This is a genomic window from Halomonas jincaotanensis (genome assembly GCF_018448785.1).
GTDB lineage: Bacteria > Pseudomonadota > Gammaproteobacteria > Pseudomonadales > Halomonadaceae > Halomonas > Halomonas jincaotanensis.
This window is the reverse complement of the sequence record NZ_JAHCLU010000012.1, coordinates 142,972-160,044: the sequence shown is the minus strand read 5'-3', so window position 1 is coordinate 160,044 and position 17,073 is coordinate 142,972. Positions and strand designations below refer to the sequence as shown.

At 62.3% G+C, this 17,073-nt stretch carries 18 protein-coding genes; 7 read left to right on the top strand and 11 right to left on the bottom strand.

From position 1 onward, the window contains the following. Positions 1-44: 44 nt before the first annotated feature. The 6 genes from trpC to KG088_RS12250 all read right to left on the bottom strand — a co-directional run bounded on the left by trpC (position 45) and on the right by KG088_RS12250 (position 5,006). Complete coding sequence (trpC, locus tag KG088_RS12275) at positions 45-845, bottom strand: indole-3-glycerol phosphate synthase TrpC (protein ID WP_213825815.1); 801 nt, start codon at positions 843-845, stop codon at positions 45-47. A 7-nt stretch (positions 846-852) separates the two neighbouring features. Then, complete coding sequence (gene trpD / locus KG088_RS12270) at positions 853-1,872, bottom strand: anthranilate phosphoribosyltransferase (protein WP_213825814.1); 1,020 nt, start codon at positions 1,870-1,872, stop codon at positions 853-855. Between the two features lie 29 nt (positions 1,873-1,901). Beyond that, the gene (locus tag KG088_RS12265; RefSeq protein WP_213825813.1) at positions 1,902-2,486 is read right to left on the bottom strand and encodes an anthranilate synthase component II; all 585 of its coding nucleotides are present in this window, start codon (positions 2,484-2,486) and stop codon (positions 1,902-1,904) included. A gap of 22 nt (positions 2,487-2,508) precedes the next feature. Continuing rightward, positions 2,509-4,005, bottom strand: coding sequence for an anthranilate synthase component I (trpE, locus tag KG088_RS12260; protein WP_213825848.1), 1,497 nt, complete (start codon positions 4,003-4,005; stop codon positions 2,509-2,511). Positions 4,006-4,083: 78 nt separating this feature from the next. Beyond that, on the bottom strand, positions 4,084-4,233 hold the full coding sequence (locus tag KG088_RS12255) for a hypothetical protein (RefSeq protein ID WP_213825812.1): 150 nt from the start codon (positions 4,231-4,233) through the stop codon (positions 4,084-4,086). A 107-nt stretch (positions 4,234-4,340) separates the two neighbouring features. After that, entirely contained in the window at positions 4,341-5,006 is a 666-nt protein-coding gene (locus KG088_RS12250) for a phosphoglycolate phosphatase (RefSeq protein ID WP_213825811.1), read from the bottom strand. Between the two features lie 108 nt (positions 5,007-5,114). Between KG088_RS12250 and KG088_RS12245 the strand changes: the two genes are divergently transcribed. Beyond that, positions 5,115-6,413 (top strand): NAD(P)/FAD-dependent oxidoreductase, encoded by a 1,299-nt coding sequence (locus KG088_RS12245; RefSeq protein ID WP_213825810.1) that lies wholly within the window; start codon positions 5,115-5,117, stop codon positions 6,411-6,413. A 13-nt stretch (positions 6,414-6,426) separates the two neighbouring features. Here the strand turns inward: KG088_RS12245 and KG088_RS12240 are convergent, their stop codons facing one another. Both KG088_RS12240 and rpe read right to left on the bottom strand, forming a co-directional pair. Continuing rightward, entirely contained in the window at positions 6,427-6,708 is a 282-nt protein-coding gene (locus tag KG088_RS12240) for a GIY-YIG nuclease family protein (protein ID WP_319941429.1), read from the bottom strand. Beyond that, the gene (gene rpe / locus KG088_RS12235) at positions 6,705-7,436 is read right to left on the bottom strand and encodes a ribulose-phosphate 3-epimerase (RefSeq protein WP_213825846.1); all 732 of its coding nucleotides are present in this window, start codon (positions 7,434-7,436) and stop codon (positions 6,705-6,707) included. Before rpe ends, KG088_RS12240 begins: the two co-directional genes overlap by 4 nt. Positions 7,437-7,604: 168 nt before the next feature. Between rpe and KG088_RS12230 the strand changes: the two genes are divergently transcribed. Further along, positions 7,605-8,195, top strand: a complete 591-nt coding sequence (locus tag KG088_RS12230; RefSeq protein ID WP_213825809.1) for a YajG family lipoprotein — start codon at positions 7,605-7,607, stop codon at positions 8,193-8,195. On the opposite strand, the gene KG088_RS12225 is transcribed toward KG088_RS12230, so the two are convergent. Together KG088_RS12225 and KG088_RS12220 are read right to left on the bottom strand one after the other, a co-directional pair. Further along, positions 8,192-8,827, bottom strand: coding sequence for a class I SAM-dependent methyltransferase (locus KG088_RS12225; RefSeq protein WP_213825808.1), 636 nt, complete (start codon positions 8,825-8,827; stop codon positions 8,192-8,194). The two genes, KG088_RS12230 and KG088_RS12225, sit on opposite strands and share 4 nt — an antisense overlap. A gap of 21 nt (positions 8,828-8,848) precedes the next feature. Continuing rightward, positions 8,849-9,478, bottom strand: coding sequence for a TIGR04211 family SH3 domain-containing protein (locus KG088_RS12220; RefSeq protein WP_213825807.1), 630 nt, complete (start codon positions 9,476-9,478; stop codon positions 8,849-8,851). 206 nt (positions 9,479-9,684) lie between these two features. Here KG088_RS12220 and miaB point away from each other — a divergent pair, with 206 nt between their 5' ends. The 5 genes from miaB (at position 9,685) to lnt (ending at position 15,063) form a co-directional block, all read left to right on the top strand. Further along, the gene (miaB, locus tag KG088_RS12215) at positions 9,685-11,028 is read left to right on the top strand and encodes a tRNA (N6-isopentenyl adenosine(37)-C2)-methylthiotransferase MiaB (RefSeq protein ID WP_213825806.1); all 1,344 of its coding nucleotides are present in this window, start codon (positions 9,685-9,687) and stop codon (positions 11,026-11,028) included. A 77-nt stretch (positions 11,029-11,105) separates the two neighbouring features. Next, a complete protein-coding gene (locus KG088_RS12210) occupies positions 11,106-12,209 on the top strand; it encodes a PhoH family protein (protein ID WP_213825805.1) in 1,104 nt (367 codons plus the stop codon). Next, a complete protein-coding gene (gene ybeY / locus KG088_RS12205; protein ID WP_213825804.1) occupies positions 12,206-12,727 on the top strand; it encodes an rRNA maturation RNase YbeY in 522 nt (173 codons plus the stop codon). Before KG088_RS12210 ends, ybeY begins: the two co-directional genes overlap by 4 nt. After that, on the top strand, positions 12,705-13,574 hold the full coding sequence (locus KG088_RS12200) for an HlyC/CorC family transporter (RefSeq protein ID WP_213825803.1): 870 nt from the start codon (positions 12,705-12,707) through the stop codon (positions 13,572-13,574). Before ybeY ends, KG088_RS12200 begins: the two co-directional genes overlap by 23 nt. 31 nt (positions 13,575-13,605) lie before the next feature. Next, complete coding sequence (gene lnt, locus KG088_RS12195; protein ID WP_406565605.1) at positions 13,606-15,063, top strand: apolipoprotein N-acyltransferase; 1,458 nt, start codon at positions 13,606-13,608, stop codon at positions 15,061-15,063. A gap of 101 nt (positions 15,064-15,164) precedes the next feature. On the opposite strand, the gene phaC is transcribed toward lnt, so the two are convergent. Then, positions 15,165-17,006, bottom strand: a complete 1,842-nt coding sequence (gene phaC, locus KG088_RS12190) for a class I poly(R)-hydroxyalkanoic acid synthase (protein ID WP_213825801.1) — start codon at positions 17,004-17,006, stop codon at positions 15,165-15,167. Positions 17,007-17,073 lie beyond the last annotated feature (67 nt).

The window sequence follows — 17,073 nt, the reverse complement described above, 5'->3', positions numbered from 1 at the left end:
ACAGCGTATCAAGACATCGTCGGTCGCCAAGAGAGGATAACCGCTCAGAAAAACAGCCGCCGCAGCGCCTCGCCGGGTTCATCCTCGCGCATGAAGGCTTCGCCGACCAGGAAGGCGTTGATGTCATGCTCGCGCATGCGCCGCACGTCGTCAGGGGTGTGGATGCCCGACTCGGTGACCACGGTGACGCTCTCGGGGATGCGCGGCAGCAGCTCCAGCGTGGTCTCGAGGCGAGTGTCGAAGGTATGCAGGTCGCGATTGTTGATGCCGACCAGCGCCAGGTCGAGCTTGAGCGCCCGCTCGAGCTCGTGGGCGTCGTGAACTTCCACCAGCACGTTCATGCCCAGCTCGACCGCCTGGCGATGAAGGTCGACCATCCTCGCGTCGTCCAGGGCGGCGACGATCAGCAGGATGCAGTCGGCGCCGATGGCCCGCGCTTCGCTGACCTGATAGCCGTGGGTAATGAAGTCCTTGCGGATCACCGGCAGCGCGCAGGCGTCGCGCACCTCGATCAGGAAATCCTCGTGGCCCTGGAAGAAGTCGGCATCGGTGAGCACCGAGAGGCACGCCGCCCCACCGGCGGCGTAGCTCACGGCAATCTCGCCGGGGCGGAAGTTCTCACGAATCAGGCCCTTCGAGGGCGATGCCTTCTTGATCTCGGCGATCACTGCGGGGTCGTTGCGGCGAATGCAGGCATCCAGGGCGGCGATGAAGCCGCGCGGCGCGCTCTGCTCGGCGGCCAGCAGCAGCAGCTCCGCTTCGGGCACGGCTTGGCGACGCTCGGCGACCTCCTCGTCCTTGCGGGCCAGGATGCGCTCGAGAATGGTCGGCAGGGGCTGGGTCATGGGAGGCTCACTGATTGAAGACACGGGTGAAGAGGGCCAATTCCTTGAGCTTTTCCAGCGCCAGTTTAGAGGCCTGGGCATCCTGGGCCATCTCCACGCCTTCGTGGAAGCTGTCGGCGATGTCGGCGCAATAGAGCGCCGCGCCAGCGTTGAGCGATACGATATCCGCCGCAGCACCCTCGCCGACCAATGCCCGCTCCACCAGGCGCAGGCTGTCTTCGGCGGTGCTGACGCGCAGCGCATGCAGCGACTGGCGCTCGATGCCCACGTCCTCCGGGGCGATCGTGTATTCATGAATCTCGCCGTCTTTCAGCTCGGCGACGCGGGTCGGGGCGGCCAGCGAGATTTCGTCCAGGCCGTCGTCAGCATGCACCACCATCACATGGCGGCTGCCGAGCACCTGCAGCACCCTGGCCATCAGCGGCACCAGCTCGGCGGCGTAGACTCCCAGCACCTGATTGCGAACGCCGGCCGGGTTGGTCAGCGGCCCGAGGATATTGAACAGGGTGCGCACGCCCATCTCGCGGCGTGGGCCGACGGCGTGGCGCATCGCCGGGTGGTGATTGGGTGCGAACATGAAGCCGACGCCGACCTGCTCGATGCAGCGCCCCACCTGCTCGGGGTCGAGGTCGAGGTTAATGCCCGCGACATCGAACAGATCGGCGCTGCCGGACGACGAGGACACGCTGCGATTGCCATGCTTGGCGACATGCGCCCCGCCGGCGGCGGCGACAAAGCTCGCCGCGGTGGAAACATTGAACAGGTTGGCGCCGTCACCGCCGGTACCGACGATATCGACGATGTTCTCCGCCGTCACGTGCACCGGCTTCATCAGTTCGCGCATCACCTGGGCGGCGGCGCCGATCTCCTCGGCGGTCTCGCCCTTCATCGCCAGGCCGATCAGGAAACCGCCGATCTGGGCATCGGTCGCCTCGCCGGTCATGATCTGGTGTATCACCGCATGGGTATCGTCGAAGCTCAGATTCTCGCGGCGCATCACCGCCCCGATGGCCTCTCGCATCTGCATGGGTCTGGTCTCCTGTGACATGGGCACGGCTAGCGACGTGTCAGGAAGTTGGCCAGCAGCTCGTGGCCCTGGCGGGTGAGGATCGATTCGGGATGAAACTGTACCCCTTCGACATCGAGTTCGCGATGGCGAAGCCCCATGATCAAGCCAGGCGTCACGTCGTCCTCGTCGGTCCAGGCCGTGACCTCCAGGCAGGCGGGCAGATCCTCGGCTGCCACGACCAGGGAATGATAACGCGTGACCTCCAGAGGGTCGTCCAGGCCGCTGAACACGCCCTGGCCGCGATGACGAATCTTCGAGGTCTTGCCGTGCATGACCTGAGGCGCGCGCACCACCCTGCCTCCGTAGACCTGGCCGATGGCCTGATGGCCCAGGCAGACGCCGAGAATCGGCAGCTTGCCGGCAAAATGGCGAATCACCGCCATGGAGATGCCCGCCTCGTTGGGCGTGCACGGCCCGGGGGAAATGACTATATGGCTGGGCGCGATGGCCTCGATGTCCCCCACGGTGAGAGCATCGTTGCGATAAGTCTCCACCTCGGCACCCAGCTCACCCAGGTACTGCACCAGGTTGAAGGTAAAGCTGTCGTAGTTATCGATCATGCAGACTTTCATGGATGGTCTCTCCGACACCGGGCTATTCGAGGTTGTCGAGGCCGCGCTCGGCCATGGCAACGGCGCGGAACAGGGCGCGGCCCTTGTTGAGGGTCTCCTGCCACTCCTGCTCGGGCACCGAATCGGCGACGATGCCGGCGCCGGCCTGGATGTGAAGCTCGCCATCCTTGATCACTGCCGTGCGGATGGCGATGGCGGTGTCCATGTTGCCATGCCAGGACAGATACCCCACCGCGCCGGAGTAGACGCCACGCTTGACCGGCTCCAGCTCATCGATGATCTCCATGGCGCGGATCTTCGGGGCGCCCGAGAGCGTGCCCGCCGGAAAGGTGGCGCGCAGAACGTCCATGGCCGTCAGACCGGGTTTCAGCTTGCCGGTGACGTTGGAGACGATATGCATCACGTGCGAGTAGCGCTCCACGACCATCTGGTCGGTTACCTTCACCGAGCCGGTCTCGCTGATGCGCCCCACATCGTTGCGCCCCAGGTCGATCAGCATCAGGTGCTCGGCGACCTCCTTGGGGTCGCTCAGCAGATCGGCCTCCAAGGCCCGATCTTCCTCTTCGTTTTGGCCTCGCACCCGGGTGCCGGCGATCGGACGCACCGTGACCTCGCCATCTTCCAGACGAGTAAGGATCTCGGGCGACGAGCCCACTACCTGATGATCGTCGAGGTTGAGAAAGAACATGTAGGGCGACGGATTCAAGCTGCGCAGCGCCCGGTAGAGATCCAGCGGCGACGCCTTGTAGGGAATCGACATCCGCTGGGACGGCACGCATTGCATTATGTCGCCGGCAAGCACGTACTCCTTGATGGTCTCGACCGCAGCCTTGAAGCCCGATTCGGTAAAGCCGGAGGTAAAGTGGCCCTCTTCCACCGCGCTGCGCCCTGTTCCCGGGCTGATGGTGTTGAAGGTGGCGCTGCGTAGCCGAACCTCCAGTCGCTCCAGTCGCTCGCGGGCATGATCGTAGGCGTCATCCTCGGCCGGATCGGCATGCGTCCAGAGCGTCAGGCGGCCGGAGAGGTTATCGAACACCACCAAGTCGTTGCAGACCATCAGCAGGATATCCGGCACGCCCAGCGGGTCGGCCTTGGCATCGACCTGCGGCCCGCGCAGCCGCGGCTCGATGTAGCGGATGGTGTCGTAGCCGAAGTAACCCACCAGCCCGCCGTCGAAACGCGGTTGATCGTCGAGGCGCGGTACCCGGAAGCGCGCCTGGAACTCCTCGATCCAGGCCAATGGGTCCTCGACCTCGGCCACGCCGTGCTGCTCATCATCGACGATATGCCGGACAGTGAAGCCGCGCACCTCGATGCGCTCTTGGCACGGCAAGCCGATGATCGAGTAGCGGCCCCACTTCTCGCCGCCCTGCACCGATTCCAACAGGAAGGTCCAGGGCTGGTCGGCGAGCTTCAGGTAGGTGGACAACGGCGTATCGAGATCGGCCAGCACCTCGCGGGTGACCGGTATACGGTTATAGCCGGCAGCCGCAATCTCATAAAAACGGTCGGGGGTCATCATGCCCGGATCCTCGAGGATGGAAGTTGACGATGGGGGGATGTCAGTCGAGCGCCAACGCGCTAGGCAGGAGGGGTGTCACCATCGCCAGTCGCCGGGCACGGCGAGCGAGTGAACCGGCAAAACGGCAGCGGCAAAAGGCACGCCGCCAGGGTAAAAAAGCGCATCCAGCGTCAAGCGGCTATCCATCGAAACCGTCCATCGAAACCATCCATCAAAACGAACCATCGAAACCTATCCCGCAAGGGAAGAGTGAACACGAAACCGGGTTGAGGCACCTGGGTGGCAGGCCACTATCGACCTGACGGGTGCCGATAGCGACAAGGAAATTCACACTAAACGAGTTCGGAAAGCGATTCAACTACGCCATCGGGCCGGCTGAGGCTAACCGGTTCGCCATGATTGTAGCCATAAGGAACCGCGACGGTTCGAAAACCCGCGGCCTTCCCCGCGGCGATATCGTGGCGTGAATCGCCCACCATCAGACACGCCTGGGGAGCCACATCGAAATGCGCTGACACCTGCCACAACGGCGCCGGATGGGGCTTCTTCTCGGGCAGGCTGTCACCGCCCAGGCAGAGCCTGAAGTAGCCTGACAAGCCCTTGCTGTCGAGAATCGGCGCAATGAAGGCATGGGGCTTGTTGGTCACCAGCGCCAAGATCATTCCGCTGTCACGAAGTCCATCGAGCCCCTCGCGGACACCGGGATACAAGCGGGTGCGCGAGCTCGGATCACGACCATACTGATCGAGAAACGCCTCGTGTGCCCGTGCGAGCAACTTTGACGATGGCGCCTCGCCCAATGCGTCGGCGAGCGCGCGCTCCATCAGCTTGAGCGAGCCATTGCCGACCCAGTCGCGCACCCGAGCCTCACCCGCCGCGGGGTATCCCCGCTCGCGCAGCGCCCCGTCGACGGCCGCCGCCAGGTCGGGCACGGAGTCCACCAGGGTGCCGTCCAGGTCGAAGACGACCAGGCGAATACCGCTCAAGAGGGAGTGCATACGTCTAGTCTCGTTTGGCGGGCGGGAGGCCATTCTGCCGCAATGCCGGTGGGCAGGAAATACGATAACGCTTATTCTGTGAGGCGATACCTCATCAAGGAGTTTTCGATGACCCAACCAAGGATCGTGGTAGTCGGAGGCGGCGCCGGCGGCCTGGAGCTCGCCACTCGCCTCGGCCACAAGCTAGGCAAACGCAAGCGCGCCGAGATAGTGCTGGTCGATCGCAGCGCCACCCATATCTGGAAGCCATTGCTGCACGAGGTCGCCACTGGCGCCCTGGACTCACGCCTTGACGAGATTTCCTACCAAGGCCACGCGAGCGTCAACGGCTACCAATTCCAGCACGGCACCCTAAGCGACATCGACCGCGAACAACGCCGTTTGACCCTGGCGCCGGTGCTCGACGAGTCCGGTGAGGTGATCCTGCCCGCGCGCACGCTTGGCTACGACACCCTGGTCCTCTCGCTGGGTAGCGTCAGCAATGATTTCGGCACCCCCGGCGTCGCTGAGCATTGCCACTTTCTGGACAGCCCCGAGCAGGCCGAGGCCTTCCGGCGCGACATGCTCAACACCTTCCTGCGCTACAACAATCCCGAACGGCACGGCCATGGCCGGCTCACCGTGGGGATCGTCGGTGCCGGTGCCACCGGTGTCGAGCTGGCAGCGGAACTCTACGACGCCTCCAAGATGTTGCACAGCTACGGCTTTACCAGCATGGAGAGTGGCAATCTGGAAGTGCACCTGATCGAAGCGGCCCCCGCCATTCTGCCCGCCCTGCCGGAACGCATCGCTCAGGCCGTCCATGCGGAGCTGGAAAAGCTCGGGGTGAAGATCCATGTCGATACACGGGTGACAGAGGTCGACGAGAACGGCTTCACCACCGCCGATGGTGTGCAACTGCCTACCGACCTCGGTGTGTGGGCCGCCGGCATCAAGGCGCCGGCCATTCTCTCCGAACTCGGCCTTTCGACCGAAAACAACCACCGCGTCAAGGTTAAGCAAACGCTTCAGAGCGTCGACGATGAGCATATTTTCGCCTTCGGCGATTGTGCCAGCTGCCCGCAGGAAAATGGCACCCCCGTACCGCCACGCGCCCAGGCGGCGCATCAGCAGGCCAGTTGCCTCTATGACAACCTCGTTGCCACCCTGGAAGGCAAGCCGCTCAAGCCCTTTGTCTACCGCGACCGAGGCTCGTTGATCTCCTTGGCGCACTTCGAGGCGATCGGTAGCCTGATGCGCGGCGCCTCGGCGCGCAGCCTCTTCATCGAGGGCTATCTGGCGAAGTTCTTCTATTCATCGCTCTATCGCATGCATCAGCGCGCCATCCATGGCAGCTTCAAGACCGGCGTTACCATGCTGGTCGATGGCCTCTATCACTTCATTCGGCCGAGGATGAAGCTCCATTGACTAGACGATCCGATCAGAGGACTGATGTGAAGCGCTTAGCGATCCATTCGCGCTTGCCGGACGCCGACAGGCGTTTTAGGGCGGCTTCCAGGCGAAGCGCTTCACCCTGATTGCCCACTGCTTCGTGGTGCACCAGCCGCAAGGGGCCTCGGCCACGCAGCGCCTTGGCACCCCGCCCGGCGCGATGCTCGGCGAGGCGACGCGTTACGTCGGTGGTGACGCCGGTATAGAGTGTCCCTCTGGCGGTTTCGAGCAGATAAAGATGCCAAAGCGAAGCGGGACGCGCGTCGCTCACCGGGCCGTTTCCAGCTGCTCACGGAAGTCGCGCAGCACGCTGTCATAACGGTGGGGGTCGGCATCACGGCGAGCCTGGAAGATGGCCGAGCCGGCGACGAAGGTGTCGGCTCCGGCACGCGCGATCTCGGCGATGTTATCGACCTTCACACCGCCATCGACTTCGAGACGAATGGGATACCCCGACGCATCGATCCGCCTGCGCGCCTCGCGCAGCTTGTCGAGCGCTCCCGGAATGAAGGCCTGCCCGCCGAAGCCGGGATTGACGCTCATCAGCAGGATCATGTCGACCTTGTCCATCACGTGGTCGAGATAACTCAACGGCGTGGCCGGATTGAAGACGAGCCCCGATTTCACGCCAGCGTCGCGGATCAGCTGCAAGGAACGGTCGATATGATCCGAACCCTCGGGGTGAAAGGTAATGTAGTTGGCCCCCGCGTCGATGAAATCGCCGATCAGGCGGTCGACCGGCTTGACCATCAGATGGGCGTCGATGGGGGCGGTGATGCCGTGCTTGCGCAGCGCCTCGCAGATCATCGGCCCGATGGTGAGGTTGGGCACGAAGTGATTGTCCATCACATCGAAGTGGACGATGTCGGCACCGGACGCCAGCACATTCTCGACTTCCTCTCCCAGGCGCGCGAAGTCGGCGGAGAGGATCGAGGGGGCAATCAGAAAATCGCGCTGCTCGGGGGGCAACGACGCATCGTGGCTGGCGGCATCTGTCATGAGCGAGTCTGGCATGGAGAAATTCCAGGAGCATCTTCGGAAGCACCGCATTCTAGCAGAGCGCGCCGAGCACTCCAGCGTCAGAGGAATATCGACAACCTTCGCCAGAAGATATACTCACCGAGTCATTCACTTCTCGATTCACCCCGATTCATGTGGAGCTATCGAATGTTTCGTCGTCACTTTCTGCGCCATGGCGCCGTATTGCTCGCCGGTCTCTGGCTGAGCGGCTGCGCCAGCCCGCATTATCTCCAGCTCGACCCGCGGCGAACGGCCGACGTCCCGGCGACCGGCAATGGTCGCGAGATCACCGTCAACGCCGTCGACGGGCGTGATAGTGAAGTTATCGGCACGCGCAGCGGTAGCGCCATGTCGACCGCCACCATTACCGTCAGCGCCCATGAGCTGGTACCTAAGCTGCAAGCCGAAGCCGAACGCGCCGTTCGCGAGATGGGTTTCCGCCCCACCACTCAACAGGCCGAAGGGCGCCCCAGCTTGACTCTGACGCTGGACCACCTGGGTTACGCGCGTGGCAAGAGCCGCCCGGTGATTGACGAGGCGCACATCGAGGCGGTCTTCATCGCCGAAGCAATCAATGGCGGTAATACCTACACAGGCACCTACACTTCACGCAGAACGCAGAGCTACGCCTTGCGCCCTGACAAGGAAGCCAATACTCGCATGGTCAACGAGCTGCTCTCCGATGGCCTCGACCGTGCGTTTCGCGACCCAGAGCTGGGCCGGCTGCTGGCCCGCTAGGCGATCGGGCCGCGGCGGACCATTGCCCAGAGGCTCTCTTGAAAGCCGCTACCCGCTTCCGGTTCGCCATCCTCCAGATGCATGACCCGAAAGTTGGGCTCGAAGAGCTCGCGTACCTCGTCGCCGGAGACCGTGTAAGGGGGACCACCATCGTCCAGGGTGCGCGTCAGGCTAATCAGCAGACCGGCCGCGCCAGGAGGCAATAGCTGGGCCAGATGAAAGGCATAGCGCTGGCGAGTCGGCGCCGGAAGGGCAATCAAGGCGGCACGATCGTAGAAGGCCCCGATTTCTGCTGCCTGCTGGATATGGAAGTGAAAGAAGTCGCCGCACCAGAGTTCGACATTGCCTTGCCGACAGATATCGAAGCCATCCTGACGGTAGCGAGATATCTCTCCGGTGCCTTCCGCAACAAACTGCTCGATTGCCTCGGGCGCCATCTCGATGCCCAATACGGGGTGCTCGTGCTGACCCAGCCAACGCATATCCAGGCTCTTGCCGCATAGTGGCACCAGTACCTTGGTGCCAGGCCGCACTCCCAACCGGGGCCAGTGACGCACCAGAGCCGGATGCGGTCGGTCACGATGAAAGCCGATGCGCCCTTCTCTCCAACGGTCTAGCCAGTCATTGGCCATGCCATCTCCTCGGCGCCGGCATCAGAACCAGCGGTCATTCTTCTTGCGACGGCGCGGCAGATGCGGAACGATCAACCCAACCAGCAGGCCCGCCCCGGCAACGCCACCACCGTAAAGGAAGTAACGAATCAACAGATCCTCTTCCTGGGTTTCGAGGCGCACCTGCAGACGGCGGATAGTTTGACTCGCCTCGTCCGCCGACGCTGCATAAGCCCGATTCTGCTCCTGCAGCTCGGCGATGCGCTGCTCGCGTGCTCGCAGCGTTTGCGTCATGTCGCTCACCCGGCTTTCCCAGGTAGCATTGATGTCTTCGAGCTCGGTCTGGAGCTCTTCCACCTGCGCCTCAAGACGCGGCAGCTGTACCTGGGCACTGGGCTCATCCTGCAGCTCATTGGACAGCACCCATACCGTGTCGCCCTCACTATTCTCGACACGGCTGTAGTTGCCGCTTGACTCGAGAACCGTCACCGGCTCACCGGCGGTCAGCGTACCCACGATGCGGTAGCCATCGGTGGGACCGCTGCGCACCCAGGTAGTGAGTTCGTCGGATACCCAGCGGGTGCCATCGACCGCCTCTTGGGCATACAGCGGCAACGCGGTGAGCCCCAGGGCCATCCCCAGGGTCAGGAACTTGAGATCATGTTTTGTCATGCCGTCATCCTGGCAGGTCAAGGCTCTTGAATGCCCGTTCCAATGCAAAGTGCCGAGGATATCACAATCACTTGCGCCCAAGGCCGCCCCGTCATAAGCCCAAGCTGGCCCCGCAAGGGGGTGCAGGCGTATCATGACGGCACTTATCGAATCCTTTTCATCCACGGGTGCAAAACGTCGCGAGCCCTGCGCTCCGATCTACTCTTATGGCGAAGAAACTCTTCATCAAGACGCACGGCTGCCAGATGAACGAGTATGACTCCGCACGCATGGCGGATCTACTCGGCGAATCCCACCGGCTCGAACTCACCGATGACGAACGCGAAGCCGACGTCATCCTGCTCAACACCTGCTCGATCCGCGAGAAGGCCCAGGAAAAGGTCTTTCACCAGTTGGGACGCTGGAAGAAGCTCAAGGAGGCCAACCCCGAGCTGGTGATCGGCGTGGGGGGCTGTGTGGCCAGCCAGGAAGGCGAGGCGCTGCGCAAGCGCGCACCCCATGTCGACATGGTGTTCGGCCCCCAGACCCTGCATCGGGTGCCGGCGATGCTCGACTCGCGGCGCAACGACCAGATCTCGGTGGTCGATGTGACCTTCCCTGAGATCGAGAAGTTCGACCACCTGCCAAAGCCTAGTTCCGATGGCGCCACCGCCTTCGTGTCGGTGATGGAAGGCTGTTCCAAGTACTGCACCTTCTGCGTTGTGCCCTACACCCGTGGTGAAGAAGTGTCGCGGCCTTTCGAGGCGGTGATGGACGAGGTCATCCACCTGGCCGATCAAGGCGTGCGCGAGATCAACCTGCTGGGCCAGAACGTCAATGCCTATCGCGGCCCCAACCAGGTGGGCGACGAGATCGACCTGGCCGAACTGATCGCCTGTGTGGCAGCGGTGGACGGCATCGACCGGGTTCGCTTCACCACCTCTCATCCGGTGGAATTCTCCGACAGCCTGATCGAGGCCTATGGCGAGATCCCTGAGCTTGTCAGCCATCTGCACCTGCCGGTACAGGCCGGCTCCGATCGCGTGCTTGCCGCCATGAAACGGGGCCATACGGTGGAGGACTATGTCGAGAAAATGGAGCGCATCCGTGAACTGCGCCCGGACATCAGCTTTTCCTCGGACTTCATCATTGGCTTTCCCGGCGAGACGGCGGCGGACTTCGAAGCCACCATGGACCTGATCCACCGCATCGGCTTTGATCACTCGTTCAGCTTCGTCTATTCGGCCCGGCCCGGTACGCCGGCGGCCAATCTGCCGGATGACACACCCGAGGGCGTCAAGAAGCAACGCCTGGCGATCCTGCAGGAGCGCATCACCCAGCAGGCGATGCAGATCAGCCGGTGCATGGTCGGTACTCGGCAGCGCATCCTGGTCACCGGTTTCTCGCCCAAGGACCCCGGCCAACTCTCAGGGCGTACCGAAAACAACCGGGTGGTCAATTTCCGCGCTGCCAATCCCGTCGAGTTGATCGGTTATTTCGTTGACGTTGAGATCAGCGAAGCCCTCCCCAACTCATTGAGAGGCGAGCTCGCCTCCCCTGAGCGCTTCTGAGCAATCGCCGTGAATTGCCCCGGCTAGTGCCGGGGCAGTAAGCTGAAACTCCATTCATTACCCAGGATTCTTCTGTCTTGAGCCAGCCATCTACTCCGGCCAATCGCATCGTTACCCTCAACCTCGAGCCCAACGACCCTCGGCGCCTGGCCAATCTAAGTGGCGAGCGTGACGAGCATCTCAAGCTGATCGAGTCTCGTCTGGGCATCACCCTGCGCAACCGCGGCAATACCTTTCAATTGGCAGGCCCCTCGGCACGTGTGAAGGCCGCCGCCAATGTACTGGAACATCTTTACCGTGAGACCGAAGCGAGCGAGCTTACCCCCGACACCTTGCATCTGTTCCTGCAGGAGTCGGGGCTCGAAGCGCTGGATGAAGAAGAAGGCAACGCCTCAGAGGGAGAGGTACTGCTGCGCACGCCTCGCACGCTGATCAAGCCGCGTGGGCTCAACCAGCAGAGCTATGTGCAGAGCATCCGCGCCCATGACATTAACTTCGGCATCGGCCCCGCCGGCACCGGCAAGACCTATCTCGCCGTCGCCGCGGCAGTGGAGGCGCTCAATCAGCAGGAGGTGCGCCGCATCCTGCTGGTGCGTCCGGCCGTCGAGGCCGGCGAGAAGCTCGGCTTCCTGCCCGGCGACCTGGCCCAGAAAATCGACCCCTACCTGCGCCCGCTGTATGACGCCCTCTACGAGATGATCGGTTTCGAACAAGTCGCAAAGCTGATCGAGCGCCAGGTGATCGAGATTGCACCGCTGGCTTACATGCGTGGTCGCACGCTCAACAACGCCTTCATCATCCTCGACGAGAGCCAGAACACCACGCGCGAGCAGATGAAGATGTTCCTGACGCGCATCGGCTTCGGTTCCACGGCGGTCATCACCGGCGATGTCACCCAGGTCGATCTTCCCCGCGGCCAGACCTCGGGCCTGATCCAGGTGCTCGAGGTACTCAAGGGCACGCCGGGTATCGGGGTGACGCATTTCGCCGCCAAGGACGTGGTACGTCATCCATTGGTGCAACGCATCATCGAGGCCTACGACCACTTCGAGGCCACCGAGGAAGCCGCCGAGCGCGCTCGCCGTGACGAGCGGGAGACCCAGCGGCAGGAACGGCTCGAACGCGCCAGCCAGGAGAAGGCTCGCCACGACCGCGACACCAGTGAGCGTGACGGCTCATGACATCGCCTGTAGTTGATCGACAGGTCGCCGTGACCGCCGACGGGCTTCCGTCTCTCCTTGAGCTTGACGCCTGGGTTGCGGCTGCGCTGTCGCGCCATCCCGACGAGATACGCAACGAATTGACCCTGCGCTTCGTCGACAGCGATGAGAGTCGTACGCTCAATCGTGACTATCGCGGCAAGGACTCACCGACCAACGTGCTCTCCTTCCCCTTCGAGGGCCCTCCAGGGGTCGAGTTACCCTTGCTTGGCGACCTGATTTTCTGTCATCCGGTGGTGGCCCGTGAAGCTGCCGAGCAGGACAAGTCATTACACAATCACTACGCTCATATGGTGGTTCACGGCACCCTGCACCTCTTGGGCCATGATCATCTCGAGGACGATGAGGCCGACGCCATGGAATCACTCGAGCGAGAGATCCTGGCGGAGTTGGGGATTGCTGATCCTTACCTAACACCCCATCGCGATTCCATAACGAGGACGAGAGAGCCGACGCATGAGCGAAGACCGATCGACTAGCCAGGGCAACAAGTCCTGGTTCGAGAAGTTTTTCAGCGCCCTATCCAGCGATAGCGAGGAACCCAACTCTCGGGAAGAGCTCTTGGGCTTTCTGAGGCAAACGGCAGGCCGATTGAAGCTCGAGCAGGATGCCATGATGATCATCGAGGGGGCCTTGAATATCAGCGATCAGCAGGTTCGCGAAGTGCTGATCCCCCGCTCACAGGTCACCGCCATCGCCCTTGACCAGCCATTGGAAGACTATCTGCCGGTGATACTGGAAACCGGCCACTCCCGCTACCCGGTCATCGGCGAGAACCTCGATGAGGTCAAGGGCATCCTGTTGGCCAAGGATCTCTTGCCATTACTGCGTCGCAGCGCCGATGCCGCACCGGCCTTCCGTCTCGAAGAAGTGGTCCGCCCGGCGATGTTCGTGCCCGAATCCAAGCGCCTCAATAGCCTGCTCAAGGAGTTTCGCGACACCCACAATCATATGGCGGTGGTCGTTGATGAATATGGCGGTACCGCCGGGATCGTCACCATCGAGGACATCCTCGAGCAGATCGTCGGCGATATCGAGGATGAGCACGACACCGACGAGGAAGACGATATCCGCGAGCTTGGCGAGAACCGCTTCGCCATCCGCGCCTTGACGCCGATCGAAGACTTCAACGAGCGCTTCCATACCCGTTTTTCCGACGAGGAATTCGACACCCTCGGTGGGCTGGTGATGCAGCGCTTCGGCCACCTACCGGGCCGCGGTGAACATACCGAAATCGGTGGCTGGCGTTTTACGGTGCTCAATGCCGACAACCGGCGCATTCGTCTGCTGGAAGCCGAACCCTGTGAAGAGCCTTCCGAGGAGTGAATCGGCAACGCAGCGACGGATGGCACTCATGATGCAACGACACCCGGCGCCGGCGCTGGGCTACCTGGCTGCCCTGCTGGCCGGCGGCCTCACCACACTGACCGCCTCACCTTTCGAACTCTGGTGGCTAGGCCCTGTCGCCGCGGGGCTTGTCTACCTTGGCATTCACAACCTGTCTGCCGGGCAAGCCGCTATACGCGGCTGGTGCTACGGCGTGGGACTGTTCGGCTCCGGCGCTTCCTGGGTCTACGTTTCGATTCATGATTACGGCTACACGGGCGTGCCTCTTGCGGTTTTTCTTACAAGCCTTTTCGTAGCGGGCCTGGCGCTGTTCTTCGCCGTAACTTTCGGGCTGTACCGTCGCCTCTGTGGGCCGCGACTGGGTTTTCTGACCTTTGCCGGCGCCTGGGTGCTGGGCGAATGGCTGCGCACCTGGCTGTTCACCGGCTTTCCTTGGCTGTTGCTGGGCACAGGCCATATTGATTCACCGCTGGCCGCCTGGGCGCCAATCGGCGGCGTTTACCTGCTGTCGCTGCTCACCGTGCTCACCGGCAGCCTGGGTGTCGAGCTGCTGCGCCGCCGCTGGTGGGCCGCCATCCCCATCGCCATGCTATGGATAGCGCCGCTGGCGCTGCCACAGCAATGGACGATGCCGGCGGGCGATCCTGTACGCCTTGCCCTGTTACAGGGCAACCTGCCACAGCTGATCAAGTGGACCCCCGAGGGACAGCGGGTCGCCATCGACACCTATCGCGAGCTGACTCGTCAGCAGAACGACAACACCGACCTAATCATCTGGCCCGAAGCGGCCCTGCCGATGTTCGAGGACGAGGCGCGTCCGATCCTCGAGCGGGTGCAAACGAACCTGCCTCCCGAGACCGCCCTGCTCACCGGTATTCTGCAGCGCGAGGAAAACCGCCGCTACTACAACAGCGTGGTGGGCGTCGGGGATGTCGAGGGGGAATACCGCAAGGCGCACCTGGTGCCCTTTGGCGAGTACCTGCCGCTGGAAACCCTACTGCGCGGCACCATCGCCTTCTTCGACCTGCCCATGCCGGCCATGACGCCCGGTCTCTCGGAGCAGGCACCGATACGGGCGGCAGGGCTCAGCATCGGCAACGCCATCTGTTACGAGATCATCTACCCCGACCTGGTGGCCAACCGCGCGCGTAGTGCCGATCTCTTGCTCACCGTCTCCAACGACACTTGGTTCGGCGCCTCTATCGGCCCGCTGCAACACCTGCAGATGGCCCGGCTGCGCGCTCTAGAGAATGGCCGTTACCTGGCGCGCGCGACCAGCAACGGCGTCACTGCGATTATCGATCCTAAGGGCAGCATCACCGCCCAGGCGCCACAGTTCGAGGCCACCAGCATCAGCGGCGAGGTCGTCCCCATGGCCGGCTTGACACCTTTCAGCCGCACCGGCAGTTGGCCGGTCTGGCTGCTGGCCGGGCTGATGGTGTTGCCGGGACTGCGCCTCAAGCGCTGATCGGTAACCATGGAGCCCGCTTGCGCCCCGTAGCAGCCAACGAAAACATCCCTACCGAATGAACGATAGGGATGTTGTGTTCCAGCTATAGGCCTAGGGCATCAAGATTCCGCTGGATCCGGAGCTCCGCCCAGCACCTCGGGAATAGTCATGCGTACGTAGCGCCCCGGCGCTGGCTCGATGATGCTGAGTTCGCCATCACCAGGCTGGCGTGCCGGTACCATATTCTCGCTGTCGGCATAACCATTGGCGGTGATCCACTGCTGCCAATGCGGCCACCAGGAGCCATCATGCCGCTCGGCCCCCTCGAGCCACTGGTCCGCTGTTTCCGGCAGCTCGTCGTTGGTCCAGTAACCGTACTTGTTCTTGTACGGCGGATTGACGATGCCGGCGATGTGACCGGATCCGCCCAACACGAAGGTCACCGGCCCCTTGGGCAGCAGCGCACCGTAGTAGGTGCTGTTCCACTTGGCGATGTGATCATCATGGGTGGAGATGAAGTAACTCGGCGTGGATATCTTGCGCAGGTCGATCTTGACCCCGTCGAGCTCGATACCACCCGGCTCCACTAGACGATTCTCCATGTACATGTTGCGCAGGTACCAACCATGGGTCCCAGCCGGCAGGTTAGTGCCGTCGGTGTTCCAGTAGAGAAGATCAAAAGGCGCCGGCATGTCGTTTTTCAAGTAATTATTGATGTAGAACGACCAGAAGAGGTCATTCTCGCGCATCAGATTGAAGGAATACGCCAACACTCGGCCGTCGAGATAACCATCTTCCTCAAGCTTGGCCTCGATGCCCTGAAGTACCGGCTCGGACAGGAACACGCCGATCTCACCGGGGTCGCGAAAATCCTGCAGGGTGGCCATATAGGTCACCGACTTGACCTTGCGCCCACGCCGCGTGCTGGTGAGATAGGCCACGGTGGACGCGGCCAGGGTACCGCCGATGCAGTAGCTGACGAGATTGACCGACTTCTCGCCGGTGGCCTGCTCGATAGCACCCATGGCCTCGATCGGCCCCATCTGCATGTAGTCAGACCAAGACAGGTCGCGCTGCTCGGGTCCAGGATTGCGCCATGAGATCAAGAAGACCGTATGGCCTTGATCGACCAGCCATTTGACCAGTGAGTTGTCCTGACGAAGATCGAGAATATAGTACTTATTGATCCAGGGCGGTACGATAAGCAGAGGCGTCTTGAAGGTCTGCTCGGTGCTGGGCGTGTACTGGACCAGCTGGATCAACTCGTTTTCGAAAACCACCGACCCTGGGGTCACAGCGATGTTCTCACCGATCGTAAAGGCACTGCGATCGGTCATGGTGACGTTGAGACCTTCGGCCGAGTTAGCCAGGTCTTCGCGCAACCGGGCCATGCCCTCGATTAGATTCTCGCCACGCGTCTCAAGTGTCTTGCGCATCACCTCAGGATTGGTGGAGGCGAAATTGGTCGGCGACATCGCACTGACCATCTGACGAGCGTAGAACACCAGATTGCGCTTACGATCGGGATCCATGTTATCGAGATTATCGATAAGCTCCTCAACCGTCCGCGAGAACAGCAGGTATTGCTGCAAGATGCACCGGTAGTTAGGGTCCTGGGTCCAGGCCTCGTCCTTGAACCGACGGTCGCCTCGCTCGGGAGACACCAACGGCTCGACTTCCTCGCCAGCCATCAGGCGCAGGCCCTGCTGCCACAACTGGAACTGGTCCTGTAGAAGCCTCGATTGCACCTGCCACAGCAAGGGAGGATTGCGCGCCAGCGCCTCGGCACCGGCCTTGAAACTCTCGCGCATATCGCCGTGTATTGAATCCGCGGCATCGCTCGGTACCATGCGCTCCAGCAGCACCTCCATCAAGGCACGATATTCCTCGCCGATGCCCTGAAGTTGACCACTCCAGGCTTCGATATCGGCCTTTGATGGCGCTTGAATCTCTGGCTGCATTGAGCTCTCCTAAACTAACTACCGACTGCATTGTAATGTAATGAGAAAGTACGGCGGCCATGGCCGC